This window comes from Novosphingobium fuchskuhlense, assembly GCF_001519075.1.
Taxonomy (GTDB): domain Bacteria; phylum Pseudomonadota; class Alphaproteobacteria; order Sphingomonadales; family Sphingomonadaceae; genus Novosphingobium; species Novosphingobium fuchskuhlense.
Window position 1 is genome coordinate 664487 of record NZ_KQ954244.1, and the last position, 14131, is coordinate 678617.

Annotated in this window: 14 protein-coding genes; 12 read left to right on the forward strand and 2 right to left on the reverse strand. The window is 65.3% G+C overall.

Annotation, left to right across the window (positions count from 1 at the left end):
* Positions 1-41 precede the first annotated feature (41 nt).
* The 8 genes from AQZ52_RS02945 (at position 42) to AQZ52_RS02980 (ending at position 7496) form a co-directional block, all read left to right on the forward strand.
* On the forward strand, positions 42-1565 hold the full coding sequence (locus tag AQZ52_RS02945; protein ID WP_067906426.1) for a replicative DNA helicase: 1524 nt from the start codon (positions 42-44) through the stop codon (positions 1563-1565).
* Between the two features lie 101 nt (positions 1566-1666).
* Positions 1667-2011, forward strand: coding sequence for a DNA-directed RNA polymerase subunit omega (gene rpoZ, locus AQZ52_RS02950; protein WP_067906427.1), 345 nt, complete (start codon positions 1667-1669; stop codon positions 2009-2011).
* A gap of 131 nt (positions 2012-2142) precedes the next feature.
* Positions 2143-4680: a helicase-related protein gene (locus tag AQZ52_RS02955; RefSeq protein ID WP_169793706.1), complete on the forward strand. Its 2538-nt coding sequence runs from the start codon at positions 2143-2145 to the stop codon at positions 4678-4680.
* Positions 4680-5021, forward strand: coding sequence for an RNA-binding S4 domain-containing protein (locus AQZ52_RS02960; RefSeq protein WP_067906428.1), 342 nt, complete (start codon positions 4680-4682; stop codon positions 5019-5021). Before AQZ52_RS02955 ends, AQZ52_RS02960 begins: the two co-directional genes overlap by 1 nt.
* A complete protein-coding gene (gene fdxA, locus AQZ52_RS02965) occupies positions 5018-5356 on the forward strand; it encodes a ferredoxin FdxA (protein WP_067906429.1) in 339 nt (112 codons plus the stop codon). The genes AQZ52_RS02960 and fdxA overlap by 4 nt, the downstream gene beginning before the upstream one ends.
* Positions 5357-5664: 308 nt before the next feature.
* Positions 5665-6189, forward strand: a complete 525-nt coding sequence (locus AQZ52_RS02970) for a CarD family transcriptional regulator (protein WP_067906430.1) — start codon at positions 5665-5667, stop codon at positions 6187-6189.
* A gap of 184 nt (positions 6190-6373) precedes the next feature.
* Positions 6374-7114, forward strand: coding sequence for a head GIN domain-containing protein (locus AQZ52_RS02975; protein WP_067906431.1), 741 nt, complete (start codon positions 6374-6376; stop codon positions 7112-7114).
* Complete coding sequence (locus AQZ52_RS02980; RefSeq protein WP_338045468.1) at positions 7098-7496, forward strand: hypothetical protein; 399 nt, start codon at positions 7098-7100, stop codon at positions 7494-7496. The genes AQZ52_RS02975 and AQZ52_RS02980 overlap by 17 nt, the downstream gene beginning before the upstream one ends.
* A 47-nt stretch (positions 7497-7543) precedes the next feature.
* Here the strand turns inward: AQZ52_RS02980 and AQZ52_RS02985 are convergent, their stop codons facing one another.
* On the reverse strand, positions 7544-8491 hold the full coding sequence (locus tag AQZ52_RS02985; RefSeq protein ID WP_067906433.1) for an L-threonylcarbamoyladenylate synthase: 948 nt from the start codon (positions 8489-8491) through the stop codon (positions 7544-7546).
* Between the two features lie 47 nt (positions 8492-8538).
* Here AQZ52_RS02985 and AQZ52_RS02990 point away from each other — a divergent pair, with 47 nt between their 5' ends.
* Together AQZ52_RS02990 and AQZ52_RS02995 are read left to right on the forward strand one after the other, a co-directional pair.
* On the forward strand, positions 8539-10260 hold the full coding sequence (locus AQZ52_RS02990; protein ID WP_067906434.1) for an acyl-CoA dehydrogenase family protein: 1722 nt from the start codon (positions 8539-8541) through the stop codon (positions 10258-10260).
* The gene (locus AQZ52_RS02995; RefSeq protein ID WP_067906435.1) at positions 10257-11078 is read left to right on the forward strand and encodes an ATP-binding protein; all 822 of its coding nucleotides are present in this window, start codon (positions 10257-10259) and stop codon (positions 11076-11078) included. The genes AQZ52_RS02990 and AQZ52_RS02995 overlap by 4 nt, the downstream gene beginning before the upstream one ends.
* 46 nt (positions 11079-11124) lie before the next feature.
* On the opposite strand, the gene AQZ52_RS03000 is transcribed toward AQZ52_RS02995, so the two are convergent.
* Positions 11125-12588 carry a PQQ-dependent sugar dehydrogenase gene (locus AQZ52_RS03000; protein ID WP_067906436.1) on the reverse strand — a complete coding sequence of 488 codons (1464 nt, stop codon included), beginning with the start codon at positions 12586-12588 and terminating at the stop codon, positions 11125-11127.
* A gap of 77 nt (positions 12589-12665) precedes the next feature.
* Here AQZ52_RS03000 and AQZ52_RS03005 point away from each other — a divergent pair, with 77 nt between their 5' ends.
* Together AQZ52_RS03005 and AQZ52_RS03010 are read left to right on the forward strand one after the other, a co-directional pair.
* Positions 12666-13148, forward strand: a complete 483-nt coding sequence (locus AQZ52_RS03005) for a GAF domain-containing protein (protein ID WP_067909308.1) — start codon at positions 12666-12668, stop codon at positions 13146-13148.
* Between the two features lie 145 nt (positions 13149-13293).
* On the forward strand, positions 13294-14130 hold the full coding sequence (locus AQZ52_RS03010) for a glycine zipper 2TM domain-containing protein (protein WP_082697516.1): 837 nt from the start codon (positions 13294-13296) through the stop codon (positions 14128-14130).
* The last annotated feature ends 1 nt before the right edge of the window (position 14131 follow it).

Sequence of the window (14131 nt, forward strand, 5' to 3'; positions counted from 1 at the left end):
CGCCGCTTGCCGCGAGGGCACCGCTCCTCCACAAGGAAGGGATGTCCGCTGTCCAGCCCATTCCCCTGCGCGAACCCGAACCAACCGGGTCCTCTGCCGCCTCCCTCCCCGCTAACGTCGAGGCGGAAGCTGCGTTTCTGGGTGCGGTGCTGATCGACAACCGGATTCTGGAAGAACTGCCCACCCCGCTGCGCCCGGAGCACTTCTTCGCGCCGGTTCATGGCCGCGTGTTCGAGCGCATTCTCGCCCTGATCGACCGCAAGGCAGTGGTCACCCCGGTCACCCTGAAGCCCTATTTCGAAGCAGATGACGGCCTCAAGGAACTGGGCGGCACGGCCTATCTGGCACGGCTCACGGCGGACGGTCAGGGCCTCCTCGCGCCAAAGGAACTTGCCGAGCAGATCTACGACCTTGCCTTGCTGCGCGAACTGATCACCGTCGGGCGCAATCTCGTCTCCGGCGCGATGGACACCAGCGAGACTGTCGCGCCCCTGAAGCAGATCGAGCACGCCGAAGCCGCGCTCTATGCCGTCGCGGAAGGCGCGCAGACCGGAAACGAGGCGCAGAGCTTCGGCACAGCCACGCGCGTCTCGCTCGAGATGATCGAGAAGGCGCTGCTGTCCGGCGGCCACATCTCGGGCAAGACCACCGGCCTAACCTCGGTCAACGAGAAGATCGGCGGCTTGCACGATAGCGACCTCATCATCCTTGCCGGTCGCCCCGGCATGGGCAAGACCTCGCTGGTAACCAATATCGCGTTCAACGCGGCAGATCGGCTGCGCCGTGACATGGCGGATGGCATCCCGGTCAAGGATTCAGTCGGCGCGGCGGTCGCGTTCTTCAGCCTCGAAATGAGCGCGGACCAGCTCGCCACGCGTATTCTTGCCGAGCAATCGGGCATCAGTTCCGAGGCGCTGCGCATGGGCCGCATCAGCCGGGAGGATTTCCAGCAGCTATCCTTCGCCAGCCAGCGGCTCGCCGAGCTGCCGCTCTACATCGACGACACCCCCGCGCTCACCATCGGCGCGCTGCGTACCCGCGCACGCCGGCTCAAGCGCCGCCACGACATCGGCCTAATCGTCGTGGACTACCTGCAGCTGCTGCAAGGCTCGGGCCGCGCCAGCGACAATCGGGTAAACGAAATCTCGGAAATCAGCCGCGGGCTCAAGACGCTTGCTAAGGAGCTCGCAGTTCCCGTGATCGCGCTCTCGCAGCTCAGCCGCGCGGTCGAGCAGCGCGACGACAAGCGCCCGATGCTCTCGGACCTGCGCGAATCGGGCTCGATCGAGCAGGACGCCGACATGGTCTGGTTCGTATTCCGCGAAGATTACTATGTCGCCGCGCGCGAACCCAAAGTCCCGCAAGGCACCGACGACGCCAAAGTGCAGGAAGCCCACGCCGCCTGGCAGGCCGAAATGGAGCGCGTGTTCGGGCTTGCAGAACTGATCGTCGCCAAACAGCGCCATGGCTCAACCGGCAAGGTCCGCCTCAAGTTCGAAGCACGGATCACCCGCTTCAGCGACCTCGCGCCAGATCACATGGCCTACGACTATGGGGACGAGTAACGCGGGACGCGACTCGCGAACTCCGCATTTTCTTGACTTTCCGGCAGGCACGGCCTAGCTCGCCGCTCTTTCATCCATTCCTGTTTTGTACGGAGTGCCCCATGGCGCGCGTTACCGTCGAAGATTGCGTCGACAAGATCCCCAACCGCTTCGATCTCGTGCTGCTCGCTGCAGAGCGCGCGCGCGCCATCTCGGGTGGCTCGGAGCTGACCGTCGACCGCGACCGCGACAAGAACCCGGTCGTCGCGCTGCGCGAGATCGCCGAAGGCACAGTGCGTCCCACCGTGCTCAAGGAAAATCTGATCCAGTCGCTGCAGCGCGTGCTGCCGGATGACGATGACCAGGTCGACGAGATCGGCTCGCTCTCGCAGTCGGCCGAAGCGCTTCGCATCACCGCCGCGGCACCGGTGCGCAACACTTCGCTCGGCGCCGACTACGACGGCTGAACCTTGATCCCCCTTCCCGTTTGCGGGAGGGGCCGAGGAGGGTCGGTTCAACGTCAGCCTCTGGATAACACACCAAAGGCCGCTTGCGCCCGGCAGGCGGCCTTGCCACATTCATTGGCATGGCCAGCTTCATGCCTTCGCGCGCTGACCGCGACCGTGCTCCGGTCAAGGCCGTGCTTGGCCCGACCAACACGGGCAAAACCCACCTCGCCATCGAACGCCTATGCGCCCATTCCTCGGGCGCGATCGGCTTTCCGCTGCGCCTGCTGGCACGCGAGGTCTATGACCGCGTCTGCAAGATCAAGGGCGAGGCCAACGTCGCGCTGATCACTGGCGAGGAACGGATCGAACCGCCGAACGCGCGCTGGCATCTCTGTACGGTCGAGGCCATGCCGAGTCGGCCGGATCTGGCCTTCGTCGCACTCGATGAGGCCCAACTCGCCGCTGATCCGGAACGCGGGCACGTGTTCACCGACCGCCTGCTCCACACGCGCGGGCGTGAGGAGACCATGTTGCTGGGTTCCGCCACCCTCGAACCGATGGTCCGGGCGCTGGTGCCGAATGTGGAAGTCGTCAGCCGACCACGTTTTTCGACGCTCAGCCATGTCGGCGCTAAGAAACTCAGCCGCATTCCGCCCCGCAGCGCCATCGTCGCTTTCTCGGCCGAACAGGTCTACGCCATGGCCGAGATGCTGCGCCGGTTCCGCGGCGGTGCGGCGGTCGTGATGGGTGCCTTGAGCCCGCAGACGCGCAACGCGCAAGTGGCGATGTATCAGGCAGGAGAGGTGGACTATCTGGTGGCGACCGACGCCATCGGCATGGGGCTCAATCTCGATGTGACCCATGTCGCCTTTGCGGGCCTCTCCAAGTATGACGGCCACCGTCACCGGAGGCTGACAACCGCCGAAATGGCCCAGATCGCGGGCCGCGCGGGGCGCCATCACAAGGACGGCACGTTCGGAACTCTGGCGGGCATGGGCAGCCGATCTTCGGACTCCGGCCCGGAGTTCGCGGACGAGGAAGTCTATGCGATCGAGGAGCACCGCTTTCCGCCGCTCACCCGCTTGTTCTGGCGTGAGGCCGAACCGAGGTTCGATAGCCTGACGACGCTGATCGAGGATCTAGAACGCCCGCCGCCGCGTGCGGAACTGGCCAGCGCACCGCCAGCCATCGATCTCGCCGTGCTGAAGCGCCTCGCCGACGAAACTGATGTGACCTCTGCCGTACGCGGCCGTGCGTCGGTCCAGCGTTTCTGGCAGGTCTGCTCCCTCCCCGATTTCCGTCAGCAAGGCGCCGAAACGCATGCGCGCTTCGTTGCCCGCCTCTGGCAGGACTTGCGCCAAGGTTATCTCGGTGCGGACTATGTCGCCCAGGCCATCGCGCAGCAGGACAATCCATCGGGCGATATCGACACCTTGCAGGGGCGCATCGCCGCAGTGCGGTCCTGGGCCTACATCACCCAGCGGCCTGACTGGGTGATGGCACGCGAGGAAATGGCCGCACGCGCACGCGCGGTCGAGACCCGCCTTTCCGATGCGCTCCATGCGCGCCTCACCGAGCGCTTCGTCAATCGCCGCACCACAGTGCTGATGCGCAAGGCGGGGGGCGATGCATCGCTCCTGCCGGTGCGGATCAGCGAGGCTGGCGCGGTGCTGGTGGACGACGAGCCCATCGGCCATCTCGATGGCTTCCGCTTCGTGATCGATCCGCTAGCCCGCGCTGCCGATCGCAAGCTCCTGCTTGCCGCTGCCGAGCGACACTTGCCAGGCATTCTGACAGCACGGGCCGACGACCTGATCGCCGCCGCGGCACAACCCGCAGGCCTTGCTCTGGAGAACGCGGCGCTGACATGGAACGGACTTCCCGTCGCGCGACTTGAGCCGGGCAAGTCGGTGCTCGAACCGCGCCTGCGCCTCGAAAATGCGCTGGGCCTGCTGCCTGCTCGCCAGCGCCCCCTCCTGCTCGCGGCGCTTGATGGCTGGTTGGCCGGGCGCATCGGCGCCGACCTCGGTCCTTTGCTGCGTCTCATCGAGGCTGCTCGCGCCACCGAATCCGGGCCCGATCTGCGCGCCCTACTCCTTCGCCTTGTGGCCGGCGGGGGCGTTCTGGGGCGCGAAGAAGCCGCACTCGAACGGCTCGATTCCCGCCAGCGCGATATGCTGCGGCGCCTCAGCGTGCGCACCGGCGCGCTCGACTTGTTCGTGCCGGCCATCCTCAAGCCCGGCCCGATCGCGCTCTGGTGCCGCCTCGTGGCCTTGCGCGGTGAAACCCCCGCGGCACCACCACATCACCTCCCGCCTGTGGTAGCGGCCAAGGTCCCGCCGGCGGGCTATCGCCGCGCCGCCGCACAGGCCATCCGCGTCGACATGGCCGAGAAGCTGCTGCAGACAGCACACCGCCGACGCATCGCTGCGGCAGGCAAGCGCTATCCGCTCGATCCGGCCCTGGCCCGCTCGATGGGCCTTGCCACGGCAGGCTACGCCGCGCTGTTGCGGGCGGCAGGCTTTCGCGTCCACATGGCGCGGCCGCTCGCAGAGGCAGCGCACGGTCCGCCCGCCCCGCCGATGTGGGACTGGCGCCCGCCACGCGCAGCCCCGGCCCGGCTGCCGACAGCGCTTTCACCGCCGCCCAACGGCGCGTTCGCCGCACTTGCCGAGCTGATGCGCTGATGGCCGCCGAAGGCTCGCTGCGTATCGACAAGCTGCTATGGTTCCTGCGCTTTGCCAGTTCTCGCAGCCTTGCCCAGGACTGGGTCGCCGAGGGCCACATCCGCCTGAACGGCCGCCGCATCGAACGCGCGAGCACGGCTGTGCGCTGCGGCGATGTTCTCGTCCTGCCGCTGCGCTCCGGGGTGAGAGTGATCACCATTGGGCAGCTGCCTCGCCGGCGCGGACCGGCCGAAGAAGCCAAGGGTTGCTATGAGGTGCTTGACGCAGCGGCCTTGGCCCCTCTAGCACGGACCGAAAGAGACACACCCATAACCGAACCTGAGGGATTGCCACTGCCATGACCTATGTCGTTACCGAAGCCTGCATTCGCTGCAAGTTCATGGATTGCGTCGAGGTTTGCCCGGTGGATTGTTTCTACGAGGGCGAGAACATGCTTGTGATCAACCCCAGCGAATGCATCGACTGCGGCGTGTGCGAACCGGAATGCCCGGCAGAAGCCATCCTGCCCGACACCGAAAACGGCCTCGAGCAGTGGCTCGAGCTCAATGCCAAGTACTCGGCCGAGTGGCCGAACATCACCACGAAGAAGGATGCGCCTGCCGACGCAGACGACCACAAGGGCGAGGAAGGCAAGTTCGAAAAGTACTTCTCGGCCGAAGCTGGCGAGGGCGACTGAGCTCTGCATCAAGCGTGCGCCCATGCGCACGCCCGCATTTGCTGCATTTTGGCGCACGAACTGTGCCCTTGCCTCTGGCATTTTTGTGACAGAGCTGCTATATCCCTTGGCAAGCGCTGGGCGGAACGATCCGCCCCGTCGCCAACAACACGCTAAGGCAGGACAAACGGCAAACGGATCGCAGTGCTTGTAGACCGCGTAAAGACGGTCGTGTTTGCCGGACCTCTCCCCAAAAGGGCCCGGACTGCTGTCCGGGGGCGTTTCTGCCCCACCTTGCTCTCGTCCCTGCTGCGCCGAAAGGATAAGCAATGGCAACCAAGGCACTTGCCTTCGATGTTGGGGATTACGTCGTCTACCCGAAGCACGGCGTCGGCCGTGTAGTAGAACTTCAGAACGAGGAAATCGCAGGCATGAAGCTGCAGCTCTATGTGCTGCGCTTCGAGAAGGAACGCATGACCCTGCGTGTGCCCGTGAACAAGGTCGAGGCGATCGGCATGCGCAAGCTGTCCTCGGACAAGACGCTGCGCGAGGCGCTCGATACCCTCAAGGGCAAGCCGAAGGTCAAGCGCACGATGTGGTCGCGCCGCGCTCAGGAATACGAAGCCAAGATCAACTCGGGCGATCTCGTTTCTATCGCCGAAGTTACACGCGATCTGTTCCGCGCCGATGACCAGCCGGAGCAGAGCTACTCGGAACGCCAGATCTTCGAAGCGGCCTCCTCGCGCCTCGCACGCGAACTTGCAGCCATGGAAAAGACCGACGAACCGGCTGCGCTCAAGAAGATCCTCGCGATCCTCAATGAGCATGCGCCCAAGTACTACGAAACGGCTTGAGCCGGACGTGCCTGCGGGGAGGCACAGAAGAATTGAGGGCCGCCGGATCGCTCCAGCGGCCCTTTTTCTTGCCCGCACCTCCGGCGAACCCCCAACAGGGATCGGCGAGCGACTTGGCGGCCAGTGCCACAGTGCATTATAGGGGTAACACACCAGGCCTCGGGCCAGACCTTAGGAGCACCCCATGATCAAAGATCTTGCCCGCACGCTGGCCGGAATTGCCGCAGCCGCCACCGCCCTTTCGCTCACCGCCTGCAGCGGCGCGACCTTCGAGATTGATGGCATGAAGGGCGTCCCCCTGGCGGACCTCAACCTTTCAGCCACGGCGCCTGAAGAGATTACCCTGCTCGGCCCCGATACCGTGCGGGTGGTCCAGGGCGACAAGCTCGCGATTAGCGTGGAAGGGAGGCAGGATGCCAAGGATCGCCTCCGCTTCGTGCTCAAGGACGGCAAGCTGGCGATCGGCCGCGAAGGCTGGAAGATCGGAGGCAGCGATGATCTCGCCACGGTCCAGATCACGGTACCTGCGGCCAGGCGCCTCGTGATGGCGGGTTCGGGAACGATGCATGCCGATACCCTTCGCGGCGAAACCGCAAGTGTCAGCATTGCAGGCTCGGGCGACATCGAAGTCCCGGCAGTAGAAACGGGCGAGTTCAAGGTCGAAGTGATGGGTTCGGGTGACGTGAAGGCTGGTGGCAAGGCCCGGTCCCTGAAGCTGGCGATTGCAGGCTCTGGTTCGGCCAATCTCGAAGCCCTTTCCGTCGAAGAGGCCAAGGTCGATGTAGCCGGATCGGGTGATGCGCGCTTCGCGTCTGACGGGCAGGTTGCAGCCAATATCATGGGTTCGGGCGAAGTCCACGTGAAGGGCCGGGCGCAATGCAAGGTCAAGTCAATGGGGTCCGGAACGCTTGTCTGCGAACCATGACAGCAAAAATAATTTGTCGTACGACAAGATGAATTGGGGTAGGCGCTGTATTTCTTTCAGAAAGGGCTTGCGCTTGTCCCGTTTTATTTTCCTGCTCGCTCCTTTAGCCGCGCTTTCGCTTTCGGGCTGCCTCAGCACTGCTGCCAGCATTGTCACGGCGCCAGTTAGAGTCGGCGCCAAGGCGGTGGATCTCGCCACGACGAGCCAATCAGAAGGTGACCGGAATCGTGGCCGCGCGATGCGCAAGCGCGATGAGAAGATCCACAAGCTGGAGAAAAAGTACAATCGCCGGCTGGAGGCCTGCAATCGCGGCGAAACCGCCGCCTGCGCCGAAGCCAAGGACTTGAGCAGCGAAATCGAACAGCTTCGCGCCAAACGCTAGGACTGGATACCTGTCACACGGCAGCGCCGTGATGGCGTGATCTGGCCCTAGACCGCAGCGCGCCGCAACCTGTCATTGATGGCGATGCCGATGCCCTGCTCCGGGATTGGCGCAACCGCGATGCGGGGTTCATCTGCTGCAGCCGCAAGGTGGAGGCAGGCATAGAGCCGCGCAGCAGCCTCGGCGAGATCGCCCGATGCTGACAGCGAGATCGCCCCGTGCACATCGCCGAAACCGATCAGGAATTCACCGGGCTCGGCCGTCAACGCGTGCAGCCGCACCGGCTTGCCCGGTGCGTAGTGGCTGGCAAGTTGTCCCGGTGCCTCGATCCCGCGCTCTTCGCCGGGCGAAGCTGCCGCTCCCAGGAGCGCCGAAATGGCCGCTCCAGAGACCGGGCCGGGCCGCAGGATCTGCCAGCCGCTACCGGGCCGGACCGCAACAATCGTCGATTCAAGACCCTGATCGGTTGCACCTCCATCGAGAATGAGATCAGCCCTTTCGCCCAAGGATGCCGTGACATGTGCTGCACACGTGGGGCTGACGCCGCCGCTGCGATTGGCCGAGGGTGCTGCCAGCGGGAGGTTCGCGGCCTTCAGCAGCGCGCGCATCACCGGATGGTCCGGCACACGCAGCGCAACAGTCGGCAGCCCGGCGCTGACCGCAGCTGCGAGGGGCGCATCGGCGCGCAGCGGGAGGACCATCGTCAGTGGCCCCGGCCAGAAAGCGGTCGCCAGCGCGCGGGCGTGACCATCAAAATGCGCGAGGCGCTCAGCCGCAGCGAAGTCCAGCACGTGGACGATCAGAGGATTGAAATCAGGTCGCCCTTTCGCGCGGTATATACCAGCCACGGCCTCTGCCTGATCCGCACGGGCGGCAAGGCCATAGACCGTCTCCGTCGGCACAGCGACGGTTCCACCGGCCGCCAGCACACGCGCGGCCTTGGCCACGGCTTCGGCGGTTGCAGCCAGCACATTCGGGGGCGTTTGCGTGCTCATGCCTTGCCGCTATAGCCCTGCGCAAAGGCTGCCAAGGAAAACAGCGCATGAGCTTTACTGCACCCACTCAAGACCAGATTCTCGCGATGCGCGTCTGCGCCGGAATCGAGGAGCTGGCCAGCGATGAACGCTACGGCGCGGCCACTCCCGATGTGGTCGAAGCGATCGCGGAAGGCATTGGCGCGTTTGCGGCAGGCGAGTGGGCTCCGCTCAACCGAATCGGCGATACGGAAGGCGCGCATTGCAAGGATGGCGTGGTCAGCTCGCCCGCCGGCTATGCCGAGGCTTACAAGGCGTTCGTCGAACAGGGCTGGGGATCGATCGCCGGCCCGGCCGCATTCGGCGGTCAGGGCCTGCCCTTCACGCTTGCGACATGCGTGCTCGAGACGCTTGGCGCAGCCAATATGGGCTTCACGCTGCTGCCCATGCTGACCGTGGGGGCGATCGAAGCGCTCGATCACCACGGCAGCGATGCGCAGAAGGCGATGTACCTGCCCAACCTCATTTCCGGCGCATGGTCGGGAACCATGAACCTGACCGAACCGCAGGCCGGCTCCGATGTCGGCGCGCTGCGCAGCACTGCCGTGCCGATCAGCGATGGGCCGCATGCAGGCAAGTACCGCATCGCCGGCACCAAGATCTACATCACCTGGGGTGAGCACGAACTGGCCGAGAACGTGATCCACCTCGTGCTGGCCCGCACCCCCGGCGCACCTGCCGGCTCGCGCGGCATCTCACTGTTCATCGTGCCCAAATATCACGTCAACGCCGATGGCTCGCTGGGTGAGCGCAACGACCTGCGCGCGGTTTCGATCGAGCACAAGCTCGGCATCAACGTCTCGCCGACTTGCGTCATGTCGTATGGCGACAACGCAGAGTGCATCGGCGAGCTCGTCGGCCACGAGAACGAAGGTCTCAAAGCGATGTTCACGATGATGAACTCGGCGCGTATCAACGTCGGCAGCCAGGGCGTACAGATTGCCGAACGTGCATTGCAGCAGGCCCGTGGCTATGCTCGCGACCGAATCCAGTCCGCCCGCGCCGGGTCGCCCGACAAGAACCCGGTCGCGATTATCGAGCACCCGGACGTGCGCCGGATGATCCTGCGCATGCGCGCGCTTACCGAAGGCTCGCGCGCGCTGCTGTATTACACGGCCGGGCAGGTCGATCGCGGCCTGCTGGGGGACAAGGCGGCAGGAGCGCGTGCAGAACTTCTCGTGCCGCTGCTCAAGGCATGGGGTACCGATGTCGGCTGCGAGGTGGCCAGCCTCGGCATCCAGATCCACGGCGGCATGGGCTTTGTAGAGGAGACCGGGGCAGCCCAGCACTATCGCGACGCGCGCATCGCCCCGATCTATGAAGGCACCAACGGCATCCAGGCGGCCGACCTCGTCACGCGCAAGCTCGGCATGGAGCAGGGCGGAGTGCTGCAGGCGCTGATGGCGGACATCTCGGCCGAAATGCAGGATGTGCCCGAAGTCGCATCGCTCGCCAAGGATTCCGCCGCCATCGCTGCCTGGATGGCAAGCGGCGATGCCAGCCTTGATGACCGGCTCGCCGGCAGCGTCCCGTTCCTCACGATGTGTGCGGTTGCGGTGGCCGGCTGGCAGCTTGCCCGTCAGGCCCGCGCGACAGGCTCGGCGGAGAAGACCGCCGTAACGAAGGTGTTCAACCGCACCATCGTGCCCGAAGCGCGCGGGCTTGGGGCAGCAGCGATGGCCGGCGCGGCGCTCTATTACGAGCTGGAATCCGAGGCTCTCACCGGATGAGCGCCGACGAGCCTCTGCTCGCCCGGATTGCCGCCGCACTCGAACGGCTCGCCCCGCCTGCACCGATCACCACCGATTGGCTGGCCCACCCGGCCTATGTCTGGACCGGCAACAGTACCCGGGCGGTCGATCCGCTCGAGGCGCCTGCGCTGAGCCTGATCAAGGGTGTCGACGCGCAGAAGGCCGCAGTTGCCGAGAACGTCCTGCGCCTTGCCGCGGGTGCAGCAGCGCACGACATGCTGCTGTGGGGCTCGCGCGGGATGGGCAAATCAGCCCTCATTCGCGCGGCGGTCCGTGCGGCGCAGGATGCGCATGCGAACCGGATCGCTCTGGTCCAGGCCTCGCCCGACGAAAGCCTTGCCGCACTCCTCGGCCAGCTGCGCGAGGTCGACCGCCGCTTCCTCATCCTGCTCGATGATCTCGGCTTCGATGCCGGGGATGCGGGTTCGGCGCGCCGCCTGCGCTCATGGCTCGAAGGGGGTGTCGAGGCGCGTCCTGCCAATGTCCGCCTCGCCGTTACCTCGAACCGCCGCGCCATCGTCGAGCGGCACATGGCCGAGCAGGACGATCCCATAAATCCGCGCGACGTGGTGGACGACCGCCTTGCGCTGGCCGACCGCTTCGGGCTCTCCCTCGGCTTCCATGCCTGTTCGCAGGACGACTACCTTGCGATCATAGCCGGCTATGCCGCGCACTATGGCCTCACCTTCGCCGAGGAAGACGCGCTGGCGTGGTCGAAACAGCGCGGCGCGCGTTCGGGCCGCGTGGCGTGGCAATTCGTCAACGAGCTAGCAGGCCGCGCGGGGCGGAGCCTCTAAGCGGGTATCCCGTTCCGGCGGACCGTGCCGAAAGGTGCCAGCGCGCCTAGTTCTGCGGTTTCGTCAGATCCGAATCCATCGTCGGCTTGACGATGAACTTCGTGCCCAGCTTGGGCGCAGGCGGCATCGGCGTCGCCGGAATCGGGGCAATGGCGGCCGCAGGCTTGGCGCCCGGGGCGACCACGCGCCAGATCACGCCGCCGGTATCATCGCTCACCAGCAATGCGCCATCCCTGGCAAAGGCAACCCAGGTCGGCCGGCCATGTGCCTTGTCATCCTTGGTCAGGAACCCGGTCAGCACCGGCACCGGTGGCTTCGGCACCGCATTGCCGTTGTTGTCGAAAGCGACGAAGACCACGTCGTAACCAGACAGCGGCTTGCGGTTCCACGAACCGTGGCGCGCCACGAAGGCACCGCTGGCGAAGCCTTCGCCCATCAGATTTCCGCCACGGGCGAACACAAGGCCAAGCGGCGCGACGTGCGAACCGAGGCCATATTCCGGCTTGCGGACATAGGAGAACATGTCGCGGGGCATCGGGTCGTTGACGCGCCAATCGATGTTCTTCTTCCAGTAGACCCACGGCCAGCCATATTGCGCGCCGACCGGCACATTGGTGAGGTAGTCGGGAACGAGGTCAGAGCCCAGCATGTCGCGCTCGTTCACCGTGGTCCACAGTTCGCCGCTGCGCGGGTTCCAGTCGAGTCCGTTGGGATTGCGGAGGCCCTCGGCATAACGGCGCGAACTCTTGCGGACGAAGTCGTACTCGTAGATGGCAGCCCGGCCCTTTTCCGCGTCGAGCCCGCGCTCACCTATGTTCGAGGCCGAACCAACTGTGATGTAGAGCAAGTTGCCATCTGGGCTAAGCAACAGATTGCGGGCCCAATGGTTGCCGCCGCCAGGCAGGTCCATCAGCTTCTCGGGCTTGCCCTCCAGCGTCGTCTGCCCCGCCGTGAAGGGCCATGAGACGACGGCATCATGATTGGCAACATAAAGCCGGCCCTCGCGCAGAACCATGCCGAAAGGCGAATTCAATCCCGGATTGCTCATCTCGAAGCGCTGATCCGCCAAGCCATCGCCATTGCTGTCGCGTAGCACCACGATCTTGTTGGGCGAGGCCTCGCCTGCACCGGCCGATGACATCAGATAGCCCATGACAAGGCCCGTAATTCCGCCCGGGCCCCGCTGCGCAGGACCATTCGTTTCGGCAGCCAGCACATCGCCATTGGGCAATACGGTGAGGGCGCGTGGATGGTCCAGCTGATCGGCAAACCGCGTCACGACAAGACCCTGCGCCGCCACCGGCTTCTCACCTGCCGCCCAGCCTACCGGCTTGGCGATACCGATCGTTGGGAACCATTGCGGCGCGGCCTCGACCAGTTCGGGCTTTGGACCGGTCGTCTTGTCAAGCGCGAGCTGCGCGGTATCGCCGCGCAACAACCAGATGGCACCAAGGCCAAGCACGATGAGGACGATGATGAGCCCGATCAGGGCTTTGCGGATGGTCAACATAGTTGTTTGTCTAGAAGCCGCGCGGCGGTCTCGCAATGGTCCTCGCGATCCGTGCGGGAGGCTGCTAAGTTCGCATGATGTACGATTTTGCCCCCGTCCCCGGCCAGTCCAAGCCGTCACTCTACGCCGATCTGATCGAAGCCGCCCGTGCGATCACCCACGGCGAGCCCGATACCGTGGCCAACATGGCCAATTGCGCTGCGCTGATCGGGCTGTTCCTGCCCGATCTGAATTGGGCAGGGTTCTACCGCATGGTCGGCGGCGAGTTGGTGCTGGGGCCCTTCGTCGGCAAGCCCGCTTGCATCCGCATCGGGCGGGGTCAGGGTGTCTGCGGCACGGCTGCTGCCAGCGGGGAAACACAGCTCGTTCCCGACGTCCATGCCTTCCCTGGCCATATCGCTTGTGATGCTGCCAGCCGGTCCGAACTGGTCGTACCAGTGCTTCGGGCCGGCGAGGTCATCGCCGTGATCGACCTCGACAGTCCGCTTCCGGCGCGGTTCGATGGCGAGGACGCTGCCGGAATCGAGGCCCTCGCCGCAGCGCTTGCCGATTGCATCTAGGAGCTGCCCTGCCCCGTTTCGGCACATCGATGCCGCAACCCTTGGTCCGCCGCGGCGCACGATGCTAAACAACGGATTAAATCCGCGCGCGGCCCGCTTTGCTCGCACGGATTTGATGCTCGGCACACGTTGACAGGGGAACACAATGGCCAGACTCTTCCTTGCCCTCACGGCTGCCGCGTTGGCTTCCGGTTTTTCCGCGCCAGCGTTGGCACAGGCGCAGCAGGCACCGGCAGGGCAAGAGTCTTGGCAGTCAGGCTATCCTGGCGCGTATCAGGGCACCTGGCAGGGTCAGTATCAAGGCCAATATCCGGTCATGCCGATGCCCTATGCCTACGGCGCGCCGGTCTATGCTGCGCCGATGTATTCGCCGCCGGTGGTCTTCAGTCCGCCGGTATACAACAGTCAAGCCCCGCAAGGTTATATGCCGGCGCAGCAAGCCGCACCGGAGGCCGATCCGCATTACCGCGAAATGGTCGAGAAGTGCCAAGGCGTCGCCCGACGTAACAGCGGCACCACAGGCGCCGTGATCGGCGGCCTCGTCGGGGGCGTTGTGGGCAACCGGATAGCCTCCGGCAATCGCACCGTAGGGACGGTCGCCGGGGCTGCGCTGGGTGCTGTCACAGGCGGCGTTATCGGCAAGTCGGTCGACAAGAACCGCGAGAAGGAATGCCAGGAATTCTTCAGCAGCTATGCGCCGCCTGCTCCGGCCTACTATGGCTACGCTCCGGTGCCTGCCGGATATGCCTACAGCACGCCTGCCTACGGCTATGCCCCTCCGATGACGGGAGCGCCGATGGGCTATGTCATGGTGCCAGCCGGTGCGCCGCAGGCCGCTCAGCAGGCGCAGACACAAGGCCCTTGCACCGAGACACGCACCGTCTCCTATGAATACGTGCCAGTAAAGCGGCGCTACATCGGAACACCCCCGCGGCGCGCTGCAGTGCATGACAAGCGTGTGAAGCTGCAGGCTGGCAACTGAC